We start from the raw sequence: 18,230 nt of genomic DNA on the forward strand, positions 1-18,230 counted from the left end.
TTGTGTGGTGGGTTGAAAAATGAACGTTTACACGCCGGTTGAGCTACGTCAGATTGTCTCCTTTCCCTTTTTTGCCGACCTGGTGCAGTGCGGCTTTCCCAGCCCGGCTCAGGACTATGTTGAGAAGCGAATCGACCTCAACGAGCTGCTGGTGCAGCATCCCAGCGCGACCTATTTTGTCAAAGCCGCTGGCGACAGCATGATCGATGCCGGCATTGACGAAGGCGATTTGCTGGTGGTGGACAGCGCGCGTAAAGCGGAGCATGGCGATATCGTGATTGCCGCCGTCGGCGGCGAGTTTACGGTAAAGAAGCTGCAGCTTCTGCCGCGGGTGCAGCTTAACCCGATGAACCCGGCCTATTCGCCCATCGTGGTCGGCCGCGAGGAGACGCTCGATATTTTCGGCGTCGTAACCTACATCATCAAGGCGGCGGGCTGATCATGTTCGCGCATTGTGATGTGAACGCCTTCTATGCCAGCTGTCAGACCGCCTTCCGGCCAGACCTGAAGGGGCGGCCGGTGGTGGTGCTGTCGAACAACGACGGCTGCGTGATCGCCCGCTCGGCGGAGGCGAAGCCGTTTGTGAAAATGGGCGAACCCTACTTTAAGCAGAAGGCTGCGTTTCTTCGCCACGGCGTCGTGGCGTTTAGCAGTAATTATGAGCTGTATGCCGACATGTCCAGCCGGGTGATGGCCACCCTGGAAGAGCTCACCCCGCGCTGCGAAATTTACAGTATCGATGAGGCCTTTTGCGATGTCAGCGGTGTGCGTCATTGCAGAGATCTGACCGATTTTGGCCGCGAAATCCGCGCCACGGTGCTGCAGCGTACCCATCTGACGCTGGGCGTTGGCATCGCCCCGACCAAAACCCTGGCGAAGCTGGCCAACCACGCGGCGAAGCAGTGGCCGCGGCAGACGGGCGGGGTAGTGGACTTGTCCTGCCCGCAGCGGCAGCGAAAGCTGATGGCGCTGCTGCCGGTGAGCGAGGTCTGGGGCATCGGGCGGCGGATCGGCAAAAAGCTTGAAGCGATGGGGATCGGCACGGTACTCCAGCTGGCGGAGAGCGATATCCGCTTTATCCGCAAGCACTTCACGGTGGTGCTCGAACGAACGGTACGGGAGCTGCGCGGCGAGCCTTGCCTGGCGCTGGAGGAGTTTGCCCCCGCTAAGCAGGAAATTATCTGCAGCCGCTCGTTCGGGGATCGGATTACGGCCTATGAGGATATGCGCCAGGCGATCTGCAGCTATGCCGCGCGGGCAGCAGAAAAGCTGCGCGGTGAGCATCAGTACTGCCGGTTCGTCTCCGCCTTTGTCAAAACCAGCCCCTTCGCGCTGAATGAACCCTATTACGGCAACAGCGCCTCGCTAAAGCTGCTGACGCCGACCCAGGACTCCCGGGATATTATCGCCGCGGCGACGAGCTGTCTGGATGCCATCTGGAAAGCGGGGCATCGCTATCAGAAGGCCGGCGTGATGCTCGGCGATTTCTACAGCCAGGGCGTCGCCCAGCTGAATCTGTTCGACGAGCTTGCTCCGCGGCACAACAGCGCCAGACTGATGCAGGTTCTCGACCAGCTGAATGCGAAAAACGGCAGGGGGGCGCTCTATTTTGCCGGCCAGGGGATCCAGCAGCAGTGGCAGATGAAGCGGGAGATGCTCTCGCCGCGCTACACCACGCGATACGGCGACCTGCTCCGCGTCAGATAACGCGCGCTATCCCTGCACCGCGGCCGGAAAAACCGCCGCCAGCCAGTCAATAAAGACGCGGAGCCGGGGCGGGACGTGCCGGTGCCGGGCATAGACAACGTGAAAAGGATAGGGGGCCGGGCGCCAGGCGCTGAGGATCTCCACCAGTTCGCCGCTCGCCAGCGCCGGTTTCAGCGAATAGGTAAAGGTCTGCACAATGCCTAAGCCCGCCTCGCCGGCGGCAATATGCGCGTTGCTCTCATTGATGCCGAGATGGGGCTCTGTCTTCAGCTCGGTGCTGACGCCGTGACGCGTAAAGCGAAACGGAAACGCTCTGCCGCTGGCCGGCGACAGATAGCTGATGAGCCGGTGGCCATGATGTAGTTCATCCGGCGAGGCGGGGGTGCCGTAGCGCTGAAGATAGCCCGGGGTGGCGCAGGTGACCAGCGTCGCCTCGCCGATTTTACGGGCGATCAGCGTCGAGTCTTCCATCGGACCGCCGCGGATGGCGCAGTCAATATTGCCGCTGATGAGGTCCGCGGGCTTATCGGCCACCTGCAAATCGATACGGATATCCGGCCAGGAGGTCATAAAGTCCGCCAGCAGCGGGATCAGCACATCGCACGCGGTCGACCCGCCGATGGCGATCCGCAGATGGCCCTTCGGCTTATTGCGGGCGGTATTGAAAGACGCGTCGATCTCTTCCAGGTCTTCCAGCAGACAGCGGGCTTTTTCATAGTACTCCCGTCCTTCCGGCGTCACGGTAATACGCCGCGTGGTGCGCTGCAGGAGGGAAACCCCAAGATGCGCTTCCAGTTGCTGAATGGTTTTGCTGAGGGTGGCGTTGGGCATATTCAGCGAGTCCGCGGCGCGGGTAAAGCTGCCGGCTTCGACAACGCGAGTGAAGGCTTTGAGAGCTGAAAACCGGTCCATTATTCGCTTTATCCTGGTTACTGGAGGTCATTATCCACCGAGGGGAAGAGTGTTTTTCAGATTAGGCCATTTTTCCGCCTCGCCGGGACGATTACAGTGCTTTCCATACCCGGCGGGGCGCGTTCGCGAGCCTGGCCTGTTTATACTCTAACCAAGGAAATGCACCATGAGCAAAAAACTTGCGGATAAAGTGGCGTTAGTCACCGGCGGCAGCGCCGGGATTGGCCTGGCGTCGGCGAAAGCGCTGGCGGAGCAGGGCGCGAAGGTGTACATCACCGGCCGCCGTCAGGAGGAGCTGGATGCGGCGGTAAGATTCATCGGACCCGCCGCCCGCGGGATCCGCGCCGACGCCGCCGTGTTAAGCGACCTTGACGCAGTATTTGCGACCATTGCCGAAGAGGCCGGCCGGCTGGATGTGCTGTTCGCCAATGCCGGCGGCGGGGATATGCTGCCGCTGAGCGCCATCACCGAAACGCACGTCGACCGAATTTTCGCCACCAACGTGCGCGGGGTGGTGTTCACCGTGCAAAAAGCGCTGCCGCTGCTCACCGACGGCGCCTCGGTGATTTTGACCAGCTCTACGGCGGCGGTAAAAGGGACGGCTAACTTCAGCATCTATAGCGCCAGTAAGGCCGCGGTACGCAGCCTGGCGCGCTCCTGGGCGCTGGAGGTTAACGACCGCGGGATCCGCATCAATGTGGTCAGCCCGGGGCCGGTACGTACCCCGGGTCTGGGAGGGCTGGTGGCGGAGGCGGACCGCCAGGGCTTGTTCGATGCTCTGGCGGCCGGCGTACCGCTCGGGCGGCTGGGCGAGCCGGAGGAGATTGGCCGGACGGTGGTATTTTTAGCGTCGGATGAGTCGAGCTTTATTAACGCCGCGGAGATCTATGTCGACGGCGGGCTGGCGCAAATCTAAGCGCCTGCCGTCGCCGCACCGATCTGACCGGGCAGAGGCGCTTTCAGCAGGGCGATCAGCAGCGTACTGCCCACCATGATCCCCGCCGCCAGCCACACCATTTCCGACAGGCCAGCTGAGGCGATCAGCTGGCCGCCGACAAACGCCCCGGTGCCGATGGCGGCATTAAAAATGGCCACATAAATGGCTGACGCCGGCTGGGCGACCGCGCCCGCGCTGCGCAGCAGCCAGGTCTGTAAGCCGACGAACACAATCGCGATGCCGGCGCCCCACAGGGCTAACAGTAGCCCGCTAAAACAGAACGGCAGTGGCGCAAGACGGGCGGCGCCAAGGAGCGCCAGCGCGCCCCCGCTCAGCAGCAGCGCAGCGAAAATCAGCCCCTTCAGATGACGATCGATAAGCTTACCCGCGATAACGTTACCCAGCAGCCCGGAAACCCCTGACAGCAGCAGCAGGCCGGAGAGGGCGGTCGCCGGGACTCCCTGCAGATTTATCAGCAGCGGTTCAATGTAGGTGAAGGCGGCAAAGTGAGCGGTAATGATGCAGGCCGTGGCGCCATACAGGCCACCGAGCAGCGGATTGCGGAAGATATCGCGATAAACACGCAGCCTGACGGGGGCAGGGGCGGCCAGCGGGGGCAGCGTCGAGCACAGCACCGCAGCGGCGGCTAGTGACAGCAAGGCCATCGACATAAACGCGGGTCGCCAGCCCGCCAGGGTGGCGATAAAGCTCGCCAGCGGCACCCCCACTACGCTTGCCGCTGACACGCCGCCAAAAATGATCGCCGTGGCCAGCCCCAGCCGGTGCGGCGGCACCAGCTGCGCGGCGACAAGGCCAATTAAGGCCCAGAAGGCGCCATGCGCCAGGGCGCCAATCATGCGGGCGCTCATCAGGGCGAACATCGAATAAGACCGGGTTGCGGCGAGGCAGGAAAGCGCGAGGATCAGCATCAGCCCGACCAGCAGCGCCTTGCGGGAAATACGCGTCGGCATTGCGCCGGAAAGCAGAGCCGCCAGGGCGCCTACCCAGCCATAGGCGGTGACGGCGAGGCCCACGCCGGATTCCGTCTGGTGAAAATCCGCCGCCAGGGCGCTGAGCATGCCCACCGGCGCCAGTTCGCTGGTGACGATCGAAAAGGCGCAGATCCCGAGCGCAACGACGGCAGTCCAGACGCGCGCCGGCGCCGGGTGGAGGGGTAAAGCAATCTCTTTCATATCAGGCGTATCCTTAGGAAAGGAGCGTTCCGCGCGGTGCACGGACGTTCAGGTGAGGAGAGAGCAGGCGATCGGATGGCCTGGTTGTCTCCGCGAATGGCGTGCAGTATCATCCCTGCGAAACTGATAAAAAAGAGCGGAAAACGGAGAGCCNTTTTCCATAAATGGAAAAGAGATGACAGCAGAATTTCATTGGGATGATGCTCGCATATTCCTCGCCATCGCCCGGGCGGGAACGCTGAGCGGCGCCGCCGACAAGATGAACATGGGGATTGCCACGGTCTCCCGCCGGCTGGATCGGCTGGAGCAGGCGTTGAACGTTCCGCTCTTCAGCCGCCATCAGAGCGGCTACCGCCTGACCGACGATGGCGAAGCCCTGCTCGCGCGGGCGGAGGCGCTGGAATACGCTGGCCTGGCGTTCGGCGAAGCGGCGCAACTGCAGGGGCATGTCGCCGGGGTTGTCCGTCTGGCCACCTCGGATAACCTGGCCACGCATTTTATTCTGCCCTCCCTGAAAGGGCTCCTGGACCATTATCCCGAGCTGCGGGTGGAGGTGCTGAGCGGCGTGCAGCCGGTGAACCTGCACCGTCGGGATGCCGATCTGGCGATCCGCATGGTCAAGCCTGAGGCCGGGCATCTGACGTTAAAGCGGCTGGGGACGGTGGGGTTTGGCGTCTATGGCGCCGCCGACTGTCTGGCCGGGGCGGACGGCCTGTCGCTGAGCGAGGCGGACTTTGTGGGTTGGNGGAAACTCACCAGCACCTGCCGGCCGCCCAATGGATCACGCGCACCCTGCGCGGCCGGCCGTGTAAAGTCGAAGCCAATACGCTCGTGGCCCAGGTTTCCGCAGTATCCGCGGGCCTCGGATTGGGCGTCCTGCCGCACTTTATGGCGCGGGCCAGCGGCCTGCAGTGCCTGCAGCCGGAGATCGGCGCGGATCAGACCCTCTGGCTGGTGATGCATTCTGACCTGGCCGGATCCAGACGCGTGCGGGTTCTCGCCGACCATCTCATCGCTCTCTTTGCGGACCATCAAGATCGGCTGGCGATGCCCTGAAGGGGCGCGGCTTGGGCGTGTATCGATAAGACTGCCCGAGGCTGACGAGCCACGATTTTTTCCGCGCCAGCTAACAGTGATACTCGCCGCGCAATATTCGGCCCAATGCTGCCCCGCAGTCGAAAATACTGCAGAGTGAGAGGATATCCCCGTCCGGCAAAATAATTTTGTGTTGTGGCCAGCGCGGCATTGTTGCGCTCCCCCAGAAATGCCTGTCGATGTTAGGGTGAGACGTTTATCACCACAGGAGAACGCAAATGATTGTCAGGACCTGGCACGGCTGTGTGCCATTGCAACATGCTGAGGGGTTTGCCCGCCACCTCGAGCGGACCGGCGTGGAACACGCTCAGAGCATCGCCGGCAACCGGGGGGCGCTGGTGCGCCAGGAAAACCAGGGCGAATGGGCGCATTTCTTTCTTGCCACCTACTGGCAGGATCTCGCGGCGGTCAAAGCCTTCGCTGGCGAAGACTATCACGTCGCGGTCACCTATCCGGACGACGACGCATTCGAACTCCTCTCCGACCCCTATGTGTTTCAGCATGAAGTCGAGGCCGTGTCGCCGCTGTAGGCTGATGACCGGGCAGGTGGAAGATTGGCCAGCAGCAGGCGGTTGCTGGCCGCGTGAGAGCGACGTCTACCTTGTATGGGCAGCCAGCCGCCGCTGGGTGAACGTGGCATGATGGGAACACTCAGCGCGTGAGGGCCGCGACAATGGAGGCTTCCATTTTCTCCGGCGTCGTGAACGGCGCAAAACGCGTGAGGGGTGTGCCGTCGCGACCGATGAGGAACTTGGTGAAATTCCACTTGATCCGTCCGCCGAGCACGCCGGGCAACGCTTGTTTCAGATAACGAAACAGCGGGTGTGCGGCGGGGCCGTTGACGTCCACTTTCTCAAACATCGGGAAGCTCACGCCGTAGTTAACGTGACAAGTCTGCTCGATTTCATCCGCACCGCCGGGTTCCTGCTTACCAAACTGGTTGCACGGGAAACCAAGCACTACCAGCCCCTGAGCCGCGTACTTTTTGTAGAGCGCTTCCAGGCCAGCGTATTGCGGTGTGAAGCCACAATGGCTGGCCGTATTCACCACCAGAACCACCTTGCCAGCATAGTCAGCCATGGAGAGGGGCTGGCCGCGCAGGCGGGTAGCCGTCAATTGATAAAAAGGGGTCATAGCAGGCTCCTGAGAGTAGAAACAGTTCAACGCTGACGATCGCGCGAATGTTTGAAGCAGATTAGGCAGTTATGATACACAGGGTTAGGGATTTGTACCTGGAGTGTTAAAAAAACGCCAGATGTCATAGAGAAAATCGCGAACAGGAACGGCTGAAAATGATGAAATATGTCTTATCGCTGGTGGTGGTGGCGATACTCGCAGGATGTACCAGCACGCCAAACTTGCCGCCTCGGGATACCATTGTGGCGATGAAACCCACAGAGTCCGGTATTGTCGCCAGCTCAGCGAAATACAGTTACCGCTTTGTCCGTGACGGTGTGCCTCAGGAATATCAGCGTTATAAGACCTTTTATGAACGCTTTCACCAACAGGCTTCCGGCGTGCGGGTTAACTTTGTCGTGGTACAACATGAGGTGACGGCGGAATATCTGGTGGTGATGGATCAGCGCAAACTGGATGCCGGGCAGCATAGCGAGCTGGTGAATCAGTATCATGCGGTGCAAATTGATAACGATCGCCTCGGGGTGTTGTTTAAAGCGACAGGATTTTGGACTGCATCGGACGCGTCAGATCTGGCCGCCGCCTACCAGTTAGCGCACCCCGTTGTGGTATCAATCAATGATAAGACCAAAACGATTAGCTCGCTTGGCGCCGTTGCCCTGGCCCCGTTGTTTCCGTTTTACATGATGTATGGATGTGCCACCGGGCCTTGTGTCTGAGGAAAACAGCCAGCAAGTCACTCGACTCACTGGCTGAGTATTTAATTAAGCTTCACTTTTAGATGACTGCTTGTGAAACAGTTCGCGGAATACCGGGTAGATATCCTCCTGGTCGCGAATATGCTGCATGGCGAAATTATCAAAGGTCGCCTGCAGGTGTTCATACTCGCGCCACAGGGTCTGATGCGCCCGGCGGGTAATTTCGATATAGCTGTAATAACGCACCACCGGCAGAATTTTCTTCGCCAGCAGTTCGTGGCACAGCGGGGAGTCATCGGCCCAGTTGTCGCCATCCGACGCCTGGGCGGCGTAGATGTTCCACTGCGCCGGATCATAGCGGGCCTGCACTACTTCATCCATCAGCTTCAGGGCGCTGGAGACAATGGTGCCGCCGGTTTCCTGAGAATAGAAGAATTCGTGCTCATCCACCTCTTTTGCCTGGGTATGGTGGCGGATATAGACCACGTCGACGTTTTTATAAGTCCGGCTGAGGAACAGATACAGCAGGATATAAAAGCGCTTGGCCATGTCTTTGGTGGCCTGGTCCATCGAGCCTGAGACGTCCATCAGACAGAACATCACCGCCTGGCTGGAAGGCTCCGGCCGTTTTTCGTAATTTTTGTAGCGTAAATCAAAGGTGTCGATAAACGGCACCCGCTCTATTTTAGCCCGCAGTTCGGCAATCTCTTTGCGCAGGCGCTCCTCCTCCAGCAGTTGCACCGGTTCGCTGCGGCTGATGGCTTCCAGATCCTCCTCCAGGGCGCGCAGTTCACGACGCTTGCCGGCGGTCATCGCCGTACGGCGGGCCAGCGAGTTCTGCAGTGAACGTACCACGCTGATGTTGGCTGGCACCCCATTGGAGGTAAAACCCGCGCGATGGGTTTTAAACTCATTCAGCTGCCGGTGCTGGTTNTTCTTCAGGTTCGGCAGGGCCAGATCTTCAAATAACAGATCCAGGTATTCATCTTTCGAGATCTGGAAGACAAACTCATCCTTTCCTTCACCATCGGCGCTGGCTTGCCCCTGACCGCTACCGCCGCCGCCGCCACCGCCCTGCGGGCGCTCAATGCGGTCGTTTTGCACAAAATGGTCGTTGCCCGGGTGGACGCGGTTGCGCAGGCCGCCGCGACCCTGATGAAACATCGGCTCGTTGATATCGTCCGTCGGGATCGAGACGGATTCTCCGCTCTCAATATCGGTCACCGAGCGCTTGTTGATGGCCTCGGAGATCGACTGTTTAATCTGCGCCTTATAACGGCGCAAAAAGCGCTGGCGGTTGACGGCGCTTTTGTTTTTCCCGTTCAGGCGTCGGTCTATGAACCAGGTCATATGCCCTCCTGTACTGCATTAGCCAACTTTACTTATCATCATTCAGCTGCAGTTGACCCGGCGGCGTGCCGCCGGGTTGNACGCATCAGGACGATTTACGAACCCGCAGGTACCACTCGCACAGCAGGCGAACCTGTTTGCGGGTGTAGCCTTTCTCCATCATGCGGTCGACAAAGTCGTCGTGTTTTTTCTGCTCATCGGTTGAGGTTTTGGCATTAAACGAAATGACCGGCAACAGCTCTTCGGTATTGGAGAACATTTTCTTCTCAATAACCGTGCGCAGTTTCTCATAGCTGGTCCAGTTCGGATTACGTCCGCTGTTGTTGGCTCTGGCACGCAGCACAAAGTTGACGATTTCGTTACGGAAGTCTTTCGGGTTGCTAATCCCGGCTGGCTTCTCAATTTTCTCCAGCTCGGCATTCAACGATTCACGGTCAAACAGCTGCCCGGTGTCCGGATCGCGGTATTCCTGATCCTGGATCCAGAAGTCAGCGTAGGTGACATAGCGATCGAAAATGTTCTGCCCATACTCGGAGTAGGATTCCAGATAAGCGGTCTGGATCTCTTTGCCGATAAACTCGGCGTATTTCGGGATCAGATAGCCTTTGAGGAATTCCAGATAGCGCTCGGCCTGCTCCTGTGGGAACTGTTCGCGCTCAATCTGCTGCTCCAGCACATAGAACAGATGCACCGGGTTAGCGGCCACCTCGACGTGGTCGAAGTTAAATACCCGAGACAGGATCTTAAAGGCAAAGCGGGTGGAGAGCCCGTTCATCCCTTCATCAACCCCGGCGTAATCGCGATACTCCTGATAGGACTTCGCTTTCGGGTCGGTATCTTTCAGACTTTCGCCGTCATAGACCCGCATCTTCGAGTAGATGCTCGAGTTTTCCGGCTCTTTAAGGCGCGACAGAATCGAAAAGCGCGCCAGGGTTTCCAGGGTGCCCGGGGCGCAGGGCGCATGGGTCAGCTCACTGTTGTTGAGCAGTTTTTCATAAATGCGGATCTCTTCGGAGATACGCAGGCAATAAGGCACCTTGACGATATAGACGCGGTCGAGGAAGGCCTCATTGTTCTTGTTATTACGGAAGGTCACCCATTCCGATTCGTTGGAGTGAGCAAGGATGATCCCGTTAAACGGCAGGGCGGAGATCCCTTCGGTGCCGTTATAGTTACCTTCCTGGGTGGCGGTCAGCAGCGGATGCAGCACCTTAATCGGCGCTTTAAACATCTCGACGAACTCCATAATCCCCTGGTTGGCGCGGCACAGCGCACCGGAGTAGCCGTAGGCATCCGGGTCGTTCTGCGCATAGTGTTCCAGCTTACGGATATCCACCTTACCGACCAGCGCTGAAATATCCTGGTTGTTTTCATCACCCGGTTCGGTTTTGGCGATGGCAACCTGCTCGAGAATCGATGGCCAGACTTTAACCACGCGGAATTTCGTGATATCGCCGCCAAACTCGTGCAGGCGCTTGGCCGCCCACGGCGACATAATGGTGCCGAGATAGCGGGTCGGGATGCCGTACTCTTTCTGGAGGATCTGCGCATCTTCCTGCGGATTGAACAGGCACAGCGGGTGATCGTTGACCGGACTGCGTTCGCCGTTGGCGCTCAGCACATAGATGGGCACGCGCTGCATCAGCGCTTTCAGCCGTTCAGCCAGCGACGATTTACCACCGCCCACCGGCCCCAGCAGATAGAGGATCTGTTTCTTCTCTTCCAGCCCCTGGGCGGCATGCTTGAGGTAGGAAACGATCTGCTCAATGGCGTCTTCCATACCGTAAAACTCTTCAAATGCCGGATAGCGTGCGATAACCCGGTTTGAAAAGAGACGGGATAGCCGCGGCTCGAGAGCCGTATCAACCATGACGGGTTCACCAATGGCCATCAACAGACGTTCTGCCGCATTGGCATAGGCACTGCGATCTTGCCGGCAGATGGTAAGAAACTCCTGCAGTGTGAACTCTTCGTCCTTGGCAGCTTCGTAGCGCTGGCGATAGTGATCGAATATATTCATGGCATGCCGTCCTTTCGTTTTTTAGCACAGGTTGAGAGCCGTTCATATGAATAGTGGGGGCCCCCGGAAGACATAAGCTGAACATCGCTCTCCTGGTATCCAGCAACCCTTATGCCAGGTTGCGGGTGGGGTAGCGTGAATGTGCCCGGCAATTACACCTTCTAAATTTAAGCGTAGATGCATTTAGAAATCTTGCATGGCGCAGAAAATCAATTTCAATGACATATCAATAACTCATCCTGAACATGACGCTTTTTGATTCGTTGGGACGCAAAGTTGTCATCGGGCTGTCACCGGATGGTAAGAGAAGGGTGGCAAAGTGAACGATTTGTGTCATATCGGGTAAAGAATTTGAGGCATGAGACCTACGACGGTACACTGCACGGGCTGATTATTTGACAACGGGAATATGGATTGTGACTAAAATCAAACTTCTGGCACTCGGCGTGCTGATAGCGACGTCCGCCAGCGCGGCGCATGCCGACGGGAAGTTCACTCTTGGGGCTGGCGTAGGGGTCGTTGAGCATCCGTATAAGCAATATGATGCGGATGTCTATCCGGTGCCGGTCATTAGTTATGAGAGCGAAAACTTCTGGTTCCACGGTCTGGGCGGGGGTTACTACCTGTGGAATGACACCAACGATAAACTGTCGATTACGGCCTACTGGTCGCCAATGTACTTCAAGCCGGGCGACAGCGACAGCGAGCAGATGCGTCGACTGGATAAACGTAAATCGACCGTGATGGCCGGTCTTTCTTATGTCCACAACACGCCCTATGGCTTCCTGCGCACGACGATTGCCGGCGATACGCTGGATAACAGCAACGGTATTAACTGGGATCTCGCCTGGCTGTACCGTTACACCAACGGTAACCTGACGCTGACGCCGGGTATTGGCGTGGAGTGGAACAGCGACAATCAGAACGAATACTACTATGGTGTCTCCCGGCACGAGTCGCGCCGCAGCGGCATGCGCAGCTATGACCCGGACAGTAGCTGGAACCCGTATCTGGAACTGTCGGCTAACTATCGCTTCCTTGGTGACTGGAGCGTTTACGGCGTGGCGCGCTACACGCGTCTGTCGGATGAAATTACCGACAGTCCGATGGTGGATAAATCCTGGAGCGGTCTGATCTCCACCGGGATCACCTACACCTTCTGATTGTGCATTCTTACAGTGCGCTTCATGCATCAAAACAGGGCCTTGCGCCCTGTTTTGCTTTATGGTGGTGCATACGGTTAAGGAGGAGAAGATGGTGAAAAAAACAGTACGCTTCGGCGAGCAGGCGGCAGTGCCGGCCATCGGGCTGGGCACCTGGTATATGGGCGAACATGCGGCGCAGCGTCAGCAGGAAGTGGCTGCACTGCGGGCGGGCATCGACCATGGACTGACGGTGATCGATACGGCGGAAATGTACGCCGACGGCGGGGCGGAGGAAGTGGTGGGCCAGGCGATCCGCGGTCTGCGCGACCGGGTAGTGCTGGTCTCCAAAGTCTATCCCTGGCATGCCGGCAAAGCGGCGATGCACCGCGCCTGTGAAAACAGCCTGCGCCGGCTGCAGACCGACTATCTGGACATGTATCTCCTGCACTGGCGCGGGGATATCCCGCTGCAGGAGACGGTTGAGGCGATGGAGAAGCTGGTGGCCGAGGGCAAGATCCGCCGCTGGGGCGTCTCTAATCTGGACACCGAGGATATGCAGGCGCTGTGGCGGACGGCGGATGGCGAGCACTGTGCAACCAACCAGGTGCTCTACCATCTCGCATCGCGGGGCATTGAATACGATCTCCTGCCCTGGTGCCAGCAGCACAGTCTGCCGGTGATGGCCTACTGCCCGCTGGCGCAGGCGGGGCGCTTACGCGATGGACTTTTTCAGCATAGCGATATCATTAATATGGCTAACGCGCGGGGGATTACGGTAGCGCAACTGCTGCTCGCCTGGGTGATTCGTCATCCGGGAGTGCTGGCGATCCCGAAAGCGGCCAGTATTGAGCATGTGGTGCAGAATGCCGCAGCGCTCGACGTCGTCCTCAGTGGGGAAGAGCTCGCGCAGCTGGACCGCCTCTATCCGCCGCCGCAGCGAAAAACCCGGCTGGATATGGTTTAACCCATCGTTCACGGCAAAGAAAAACAAAAGCCCCGTTACCAACGGGGCTTTTGCTATTAGCGTTTTTTCACGCTGATGGTTTGCGCCAGGCGAGAGGGCGTCTCTTCGCTGGCTTTCTGCGGCTGGGTTACGCAGCAGGTTTCGACGCAAACGAAGGTTTTGTAGCCATCGTCCGGCATATCGCCCATGCTGACGGACAGCGCCGGGCCCGGGTTCCAGGCCACCACATTGTGCTGATGATGATGCACCACGTCGATAGTGCGGTTTAGCGCGTCGTCATGGATCACGCTGCAGCTGTCGGCGTTGAGATAGACGCGATCGGTGCGGTCAGGGAAGGTCTGCACGCCGTTGCTCAGAACACCTTCTTCGGCATTGTTCACTTTATCGATATAGCGCTCGCCAAGACCGCTCACCTTCACCGCCGCGATATCGCCGACGTTGAAATAGCTGTGCAGGGCAGAGGTGGTCTCGAATTCACCGTGGGCTTCCAGCTCGATTTCACAGGTCTTGCCCAGCTTAAAGCGGGCATAGAGGGTGAACTCGTGCGGCCAGAGCTTCATGGTTTCAGCGCTGTGCTGGAGCGCAAAGGTCAACATTACGCCGCTGTCGTCTTCGTCATGACCTTCCAGGGTCCATGGCAGATTGCGGGCAAAGCCGTGCGACGGCAGACCTTGCTGCGCAGAAGGACCAAACCAGGGCCAGCAAATCGGCACGCCGCCGCGCAGGGCGACGCCCTGTTTAAACGGGGTGTTGTTGCTCAGCCACAGAACTTCTTCTTCACCGGCGGGTTTCCAGGAGAGCAGGTGCGCCCCCTGCAGCGCCACAGAGGCTTTCACCTGCGGATGGTCGATGACAATCAGCTCCAGGTCGTCCAGCTGGCGACGGGAGATCACGGGAGAAATGGTTTCATTCACCGGGAGAGCAAAAATTTTATTTATCATTGTGCAATCCTATCTCTGCAGACAAAAAAAAGAGCGACCGAAGTCGCTCTTACAGATTACTTTTTCATCTCAACTTATTTGGAGATGTGGGCAATCAGATCCAGAACTTTGTTGGAGTAGCCGGTTTCGTTGTCGTACCAGGAAACCAGTTTCACGAAGTTGTCGTTCAGTGCGATACCCGCTTTAGCATCGAACACGGAAGTGCAAACTTCGCCGTTGAAGTCGGTAGAAACAACGTCGTCTTCGGTGTAACCCAGAACGCCTTTCATAGCGCCTTCAGAAGCGGCTTTGATGGCTTTCTTGATTTCTTCGTAGGACGCTGCTTTTTCCAGACGAACGGTCAGGTCAACAACAGATACGTTCGGAGTTGGAACGCGGAACGCCATACCGGTCAGTTTGCCGTTCAGTTCTGGCAGTACTTTACCTACTGCTTTAGCAGCGCCGGTAGAGGACGGGATGATGTTCTGAGCTGCGCCGCGGCCGCCGCGCCAGTCTTTGTGAGACGGGCCATCAACGGTTTTCTGAGTAGCGGTGGTAGCGTGAACGGTGGTCATCAGGCCTTCAACGATACCGAAGTTGTCGTTGATAACTTTAGCCAGCGGCGCCAGGCAGTTGGTGGTGCAGGAAGCGTTGGAAACGATGTCCTGGCCAGCGTAAGCGTCGAAGTTAGCGCCGCGAACGAACATCGGAGTGTTGTCTTTGGACGGGCCAGTCAGAACGACTTTTTTCGCGCCAGCGGTGATGTGTTTACGAGCGGTTTCGTCGGTCAGGAAGATACCGGTTGCTTCAGCAACAACGTCAACACCAACTTCGTCCCACTTCAGGTTAGCCGGGTCACGTTCAGCGGTAACACGGATTTTTTTACCGTTAACGACCAGATGACCGTCTTTCACTTCAACGGTACCGTCGAAACGACCGTGAGTGGAGTCATACTTCAGCATGTAAGCCATGTACTCTGCGTCTAACAGGTCGTTGATTGCAACGATCTCGATGTCAGAACGTTTCTGAGCAGCACGGAAAACAATGCGACCGATACGGCCAAAACCGTTGATACCTACTTTGATAGTCATATATTCCACCAGCTATTTGTTAGTGAATAAAAGGTTGCCTGTAAAATTACAAAAACCTTACGCAGCGTCAAGCGGAATCGTGTCAATCATTGCGACAAATCAATCCTGAGCAGACCTTTGCGCGATTGATTTGCCTCACTTTCCCTTTGAGCCCAATTCCATGTGGGGGCTGCGCGCGGAATTTTAAAGGGCATTTAAGATAAAAACGTGATTTAAGTCACAATTATCTGGCTGCCTGTGGGCACCGGATAAGTTTAGAACAAAAGTGTACGCTTCATTGTTAATGTTTTGTTAGAATTGGAGCGAAAGTAGTCCATTGCAAAGCGAGATGTAAGCCCATGGCGAATAAACCCACCCCGGAAGAGCTGAAAAATGGCTTGAGCGAAATGCAGTTTTACGTGACGCAGCATCATGGCACCGAACCGCCTTTCACCGGACGGCTGTTGCACAACAAGAAAAATGGCGTGTACCACTGCCTGGTGTGCGATGCGCCGCTGTTTAACTCCCAGACTAAATACGACTCCGGCTGCGGCTGGCCGAGCTTCTACGAGCCGGTAAGCGCGGAGGCCATTCGCTATCTGACCGACAATTCGCACGGCATGCAGCGCATTGAGATCCGTTGCGGAAACTGTGATGCCCATCTCGGCCACGTGTTTCCGGATGGTCCGCAGCCGACCGGCGAGCGGTATTGTGTCAACTCGGCATCGCTGAGCTTCACCGATGAGCAAAATGGCGAGCAAATCAAGGGTTGAAGAAACGATTCAGCAAATTATTCCAGGCGGAGGTGAGCGGAAGATGGATATTGAGCAAATTATCGACAGTATGACGCCGGAAGTGTATCAGCGTCTGGCGACGGCGGTAGAGCTGGGAAAATGGCCGGATGGCGTCGCGCTGACGCCGGAGCAGAAGGAAAATAGCCTGCAGCTGGTGATGCTCTGGCAGGCACGGTATAACACCGACGCCCAGCACATGACCATCGACACCAGCGGGCAGATGGTAATGAAGAGCAAACAGCAGCTGAAAGAGGATTTTGGCATCGTGCCGAAGCCGATCGCCACCGTTAAACTGCAATAAACCGCCGGCCGGCGGTGAGACGTTCCGGCGGCGGGTAACCGCGCGCCGGATGGCGTCATGTTGAATGACCGCGTCCGGCGGTCAGCCGCTTCGCTTACTTTTTGTTCATCATCGCTTTCAGATCGGCAAACGGGTTGTAGGTGGCCTCGCCGACGCTCTTTTGCGCATCTTCCCCTGCCACCACCGTGGAGCCATACTGATCGGCTTCGGTGTACTTGGAATGTTCGTGATCGTGACAGTACAGGCACAACATCTCCCAGTTGCTGCCATCTTCCGGGTTATTGGAGTGGTCGTGATCGATGTGGTGCACCGTCAGCTCGCGCAGATTGGAGTAGACAAACTCCCGTGAGCAGCGTCCGCACACCCAGGGAAAAAGCTTGAGCGCCTTTTCGCGGTAACCCACTTCCAGACGTGCGTAATTTTTGGGGATATAGGCCATGGCCCCCTGCCTCCTGTCAAACGGTTAAGCTGCGCCAACCCCTGGCGCAGCGGATAACAGGCATCATAACCTATCCCGGGCGGCGCGATATACCTGCATTGCAGGCGATGCTGCCTGCGTCACGCCTCCCGGTGCCGACGATGCGGCGGAACAGCCATGATTAGTGTTTGATCCCCAGCGATTCCGCCAGCTGACGGGCCAGCTGATTCTGGTCATCGGCGCCATATTCCCAGAACATGGCCCCGGCGAGGCCCTTCGCCTTGATATAGTCCGCCTTAATGGCTACCGAGCGCGGGTTCTCATAGGAGAGGGCGAACAGCGGCTTGCCCTCCGCGGACTGCACCGACAGCCACGGAACCTTCGCCTCATCGTCCCAGTGCTCGGTAAAACGCTTTTGCGGATCGTTGAGCAGTTTGCCCACGATATCATTGTATTTCACATAGGTGTCTTTGCTCAGGTCATAGCCCAGCGAGGCAAACAGCGCGATCTGTTGTGGCCCAAAATAGGGCTGGGTGACCGGATTGTTTTGCGCATCCGCTTTCGTCCAGTCAATCCCCGGCTCGACCGCCCGTTTCGGTACCCGGCCATAAAAACCAATCCCGAGGTTCATCTGGCTGGGTTTAAGCCCGGCGGCCAGGTAATTGTTGACCACAAAATCGGCGCTGTATTTATCCGCTGCGGCGACCGTCGGCCAGTGGCTGGAGTCATACAGATTCGAGTTGAAGTACTGCGTGCCGTAGGCCATGTCGTAGGTCATCAGGTTGATGTAGTTCAGCACCGGGGCCACCGCTTTGACGTCCACCCAGCTTTTCGGGCTCTCGGCATTGGCGCCCACGGCGATAGTCACCAGCTTTTGCTCACCGACTGCCTCACGCAGCGATTTCAGCAGGGCAGTGAAGTTGTCGCGGTCAGCCGGCTGGCTGGCCACCAGTCCCCAGGCGCCGTTGACCGGAAACTCCCAGTCGAGGTCAATGCCGTCCAGACCATATTGCTGGATGATTTTCTGCGCGGAACGAATAAAGACGGCGCGACTTTCTGCGGTCGCCGCCGCGCCGGAGAAACCACGCGCGCCCCAGCCGCCGACCGACAGCAGGACTTTGAGGTCCGGATTCTGTTTACGCAGGGCGGGGAGCTTTTGCAGATCCGCCTGCACCTTCGGCGACAGCCAGATCTCGTGCAGATGAGCAGGATCCTTCAGGGCCGCATTGGTCTCGTCTTTTTCATCGTTATAGATAAGGCCAAACGAGTAGTTGAGATGGGTGATCTGCCGGACGTCCAGCTTATCGATATCACCGCCCGGCCCGGCGGTGACGTCGCCGCCGCCGTTAAAATAGCCGACGGACATCAGCGGTTGGGCAGAGAGCGCGGAAGCGCAAAGCAAGGGCAAAGCTGCCAGCAAGGGCAAACGTTTCATAGTGGTTCCTCTTTGACATAAAAATAACCACGCCACGGAAATGGCGTGGCGAAAAAACAGCCTTGCCAGACTAGCAGCAATAACCTGNNGANACTGCGAGAGAGTTCAATTTATGGACAATAGCGAGGCGGCAG

The 18,230-nt window shown here is 57.9% G+C and carries 19 protein-coding genes and 1 pseudogene; 10 read left to right on the forward strand and 10 right to left on the reverse strand.

Translation table 11 applies throughout. The features are described 5' to 3' along the window. The first annotated feature begins 19 nt into the window (after positions 1–19). Together VZP09_RS06010 and VZP09_RS06015 are read left to right on the forward strand one after the other, a co-directional pair. On the forward strand, positions 20–439 hold the full coding sequence (locus tag VZP09_RS06010; RefSeq protein WP_002901192.1) for a translesion error-prone DNA polymerase V autoproteolytic subunit: 420 nt from the start codon (positions 20–22) through the stop codon (positions 437–439). 2 nt (positions 440–441) lie between these two features. Further along, on the forward strand, positions 442–1,707 hold the full coding sequence (locus tag VZP09_RS06015) for a Y-family DNA polymerase (RefSeq protein WP_004183665.1): 1,266 nt from the start codon (positions 442–444) through the stop codon (positions 1,705–1,707). Between the two features lie 6 nt (positions 1,708–1,713). On the opposite strand, the gene VZP09_RS06020 is transcribed toward VZP09_RS06015, so the two are convergent. Next, positions 1,714–2,619: a LysR family transcriptional regulator gene (locus VZP09_RS06020; RefSeq protein WP_004140447.1), complete on the reverse strand. Its 906-nt coding sequence runs from the start codon at positions 2,617–2,619 to the stop codon at positions 1,714–1,716. 166 nt (positions 2,620–2,785) lie between these two features. On the opposite strand from VZP09_RS06020, the gene VZP09_RS06025 reads away from it, so the two are divergent. Continuing rightward, on the forward strand, positions 2,786–3,535 hold the full coding sequence (locus VZP09_RS06025) for an SDR family NAD(P)-dependent oxidoreductase (RefSeq protein WP_065889073.1): 750 nt from the start codon (positions 2,786–2,788) through the stop codon (positions 3,533–3,535). Here the strand turns inward: VZP09_RS06025 and VZP09_RS06030 are convergent. After that, entirely contained in the window at positions 3,532–4,749 is a 1,218-nt protein-coding gene (locus VZP09_RS06030; protein ID WP_094315817.1) for an MFS transporter, read from the reverse strand. The genes VZP09_RS06025 and VZP09_RS06030 overlap by 4 nt on opposite strands. A 175-nt stretch (positions 4,750–4,924) precedes the next feature. Here VZP09_RS06030 and VZP09_RS06035 point away from each other — a divergent pair. Continuing rightward, positions 4,925–5,805, forward strand: a pseudogene (locus tag VZP09_RS06035) (LysR family transcriptional regulator). A gap of 70 nt (positions 5,806–5,875) precedes the next feature. On the opposite strand, the gene VZP09_RS06040 reads toward VZP09_RS06035, so the two are convergent. After that, positions 5,876–5,995 carry a hypothetical protein gene (locus VZP09_RS06040; protein WP_004140436.1) on the reverse strand — a complete coding sequence of 40 codons (120 nt, stop codon included), beginning with the start codon at positions 5,993–5,995 and terminating at the stop codon, positions 5,876–5,878. 67 nt (positions 5,996–6,062) lie between these two features. Here VZP09_RS06040 and VZP09_RS06045 point away from each other — a divergent pair, with 67 nt between their 5' ends. Next, on the forward strand, positions 6,063–6,374 hold the full coding sequence (locus tag VZP09_RS06045; RefSeq protein WP_002901229.1) for a hypothetical protein: 312 nt from the start codon (positions 6,063–6,065) through the stop codon (positions 6,372–6,374). Positions 6,375–6,495: 121 nt separating this feature from the next. On the opposite strand, the gene VZP09_RS06050 is transcribed toward VZP09_RS06045, so the two are convergent. After that, entirely contained in the window at positions 6,496–6,978 is a 483-nt protein-coding gene (locus VZP09_RS06050; protein WP_002901230.1) for a glutathione peroxidase, read from the reverse strand. 158 nt (positions 6,979–7,136) lie between these two features. Here VZP09_RS06050 and VZP09_RS06055 point away from each other — a divergent pair, with 158 nt between their 5' ends. Next, positions 7,137–7,700, forward strand: coding sequence for a hypothetical protein (locus tag VZP09_RS06055; protein WP_004190861.1), 564 nt, complete (start codon positions 7,137–7,139; stop codon positions 7,698–7,700). A gap of 45 nt (positions 7,701–7,745) precedes the next feature. Here the strand turns inward: VZP09_RS06055 and VZP09_RS06060 are convergent, their stop codons facing one another. Both VZP09_RS06060 and yeaG read right to left on the reverse strand, forming a co-directional pair. Continuing rightward, positions 7,746–9,029 (reverse strand): YeaH/YhbH family protein, encoded by a 1,284-nt coding sequence (locus VZP09_RS06060; protein WP_328794957.1) that lies wholly within the window; start codon positions 9,027–9,029, stop codon positions 7,746–7,748. A gap of 85 nt (positions 9,030–9,114) precedes the next feature. Beyond that, the gene (gene yeaG / locus VZP09_RS06065; protein ID WP_002901234.1) at positions 9,115–11,049 is read right to left on the reverse strand and encodes a protein kinase YeaG; all 1,935 of its coding nucleotides are present in this window, start codon (positions 11,047–11,049) and stop codon (positions 9,115–9,117) included. Positions 11,050–11,465: 416 nt separating this feature from the next. Here yeaG and VZP09_RS06070 point away from each other — a divergent pair, with 416 nt between their 5' ends. Together VZP09_RS06070 and VZP09_RS06075 are read left to right on the forward strand one after the other, a co-directional pair. Beyond that, positions 11,466–12,212, forward strand: a complete 747-nt coding sequence (locus VZP09_RS06070) for a MipA/OmpV family protein (protein WP_002901236.1) — start codon at positions 11,466–11,468, stop codon at positions 12,210–12,212. Between the two features lie 91 nt (positions 12,213–12,303). Further along, positions 12,304–13,158: an aldo/keto reductase gene (locus VZP09_RS06075; RefSeq protein WP_002901238.1), complete on the forward strand. Its 855-nt coding sequence runs from the start codon at positions 12,304–12,306 to the stop codon at positions 13,156–13,158. A gap of 56 nt (positions 13,159–13,214) precedes the next feature. On the opposite strand, the gene VZP09_RS06080 is transcribed toward VZP09_RS06075, so the two are convergent. Together VZP09_RS06080 and gapA are read right to left on the reverse strand one after the other, a co-directional pair. Continuing rightward, positions 13,215–14,099, reverse strand: a complete 885-nt coding sequence (locus VZP09_RS06080; protein ID WP_002901240.1) for a D-hexose-6-phosphate mutarotase — start codon at positions 14,097–14,099, stop codon at positions 13,215–13,217. A 74-nt stretch (positions 14,100–14,173) separates the two neighbouring features. Beyond that, positions 14,174–15,169, reverse strand: a complete 996-nt coding sequence (gene gapA / locus VZP09_RS06085; protein ID WP_002901243.1) for a glyceraldehyde-3-phosphate dehydrogenase — start codon at positions 15,167–15,169, stop codon at positions 14,174–14,176. A gap of 338 nt (positions 15,170–15,507) precedes the next feature. On the opposite strand from gapA, the gene msrB reads away from it, so the two are divergent. Together msrB and VZP09_RS06095 are read left to right on the forward strand one after the other, a co-directional pair. Next, the gene (gene msrB / locus VZP09_RS06090; protein ID WP_002901246.1) at positions 15,508–15,921 is read left to right on the forward strand and encodes a peptide-methionine (R)-S-oxide reductase MsrB; all 414 of its coding nucleotides are present in this window, start codon (positions 15,508–15,510) and stop codon (positions 15,919–15,921) included. 43 nt (positions 15,922–15,964) lie between these two features. Next, entirely contained in the window at positions 15,965–16,243 is a 279-nt protein-coding gene (locus tag VZP09_RS06095; protein WP_002901249.1) for a YeaC family protein, read from the forward strand. 94 nt (positions 16,244–16,337) lie between these two features. On the opposite strand, the gene yajD is transcribed toward VZP09_RS06095, so the two are convergent. Both yajD and VZP09_RS06105 read right to left on the reverse strand, forming a co-directional pair. Next, positions 16,338–16,682 carry an HNH nuclease YajD gene (gene yajD, locus VZP09_RS06100; RefSeq protein ID WP_002901254.1) on the reverse strand — a complete coding sequence of 115 codons (345 nt, stop codon included), beginning with the start codon at positions 16,680–16,682 and terminating at the stop codon, positions 16,338–16,340. 160 nt (positions 16,683–16,842) lie between these two features. Further along, positions 16,843–18,096, reverse strand: coding sequence for a glycoside hydrolase family 18 protein (locus tag VZP09_RS06105; protein ID WP_002901255.1), 1,254 nt, complete (start codon positions 18,094–18,096; stop codon positions 16,843–16,845). Positions 18,097–18,230 lie beyond the last annotated feature (134 nt).

It is taken from the genome of Klebsiella sp. EMBS2024 (genome assembly GCF_036233805.1).
Taxonomy (GTDB): Bacteria; Pseudomonadota; Gammaproteobacteria; order Enterobacterales; family Enterobacteriaceae; genus Klebsiella; species Klebsiella pneumoniae.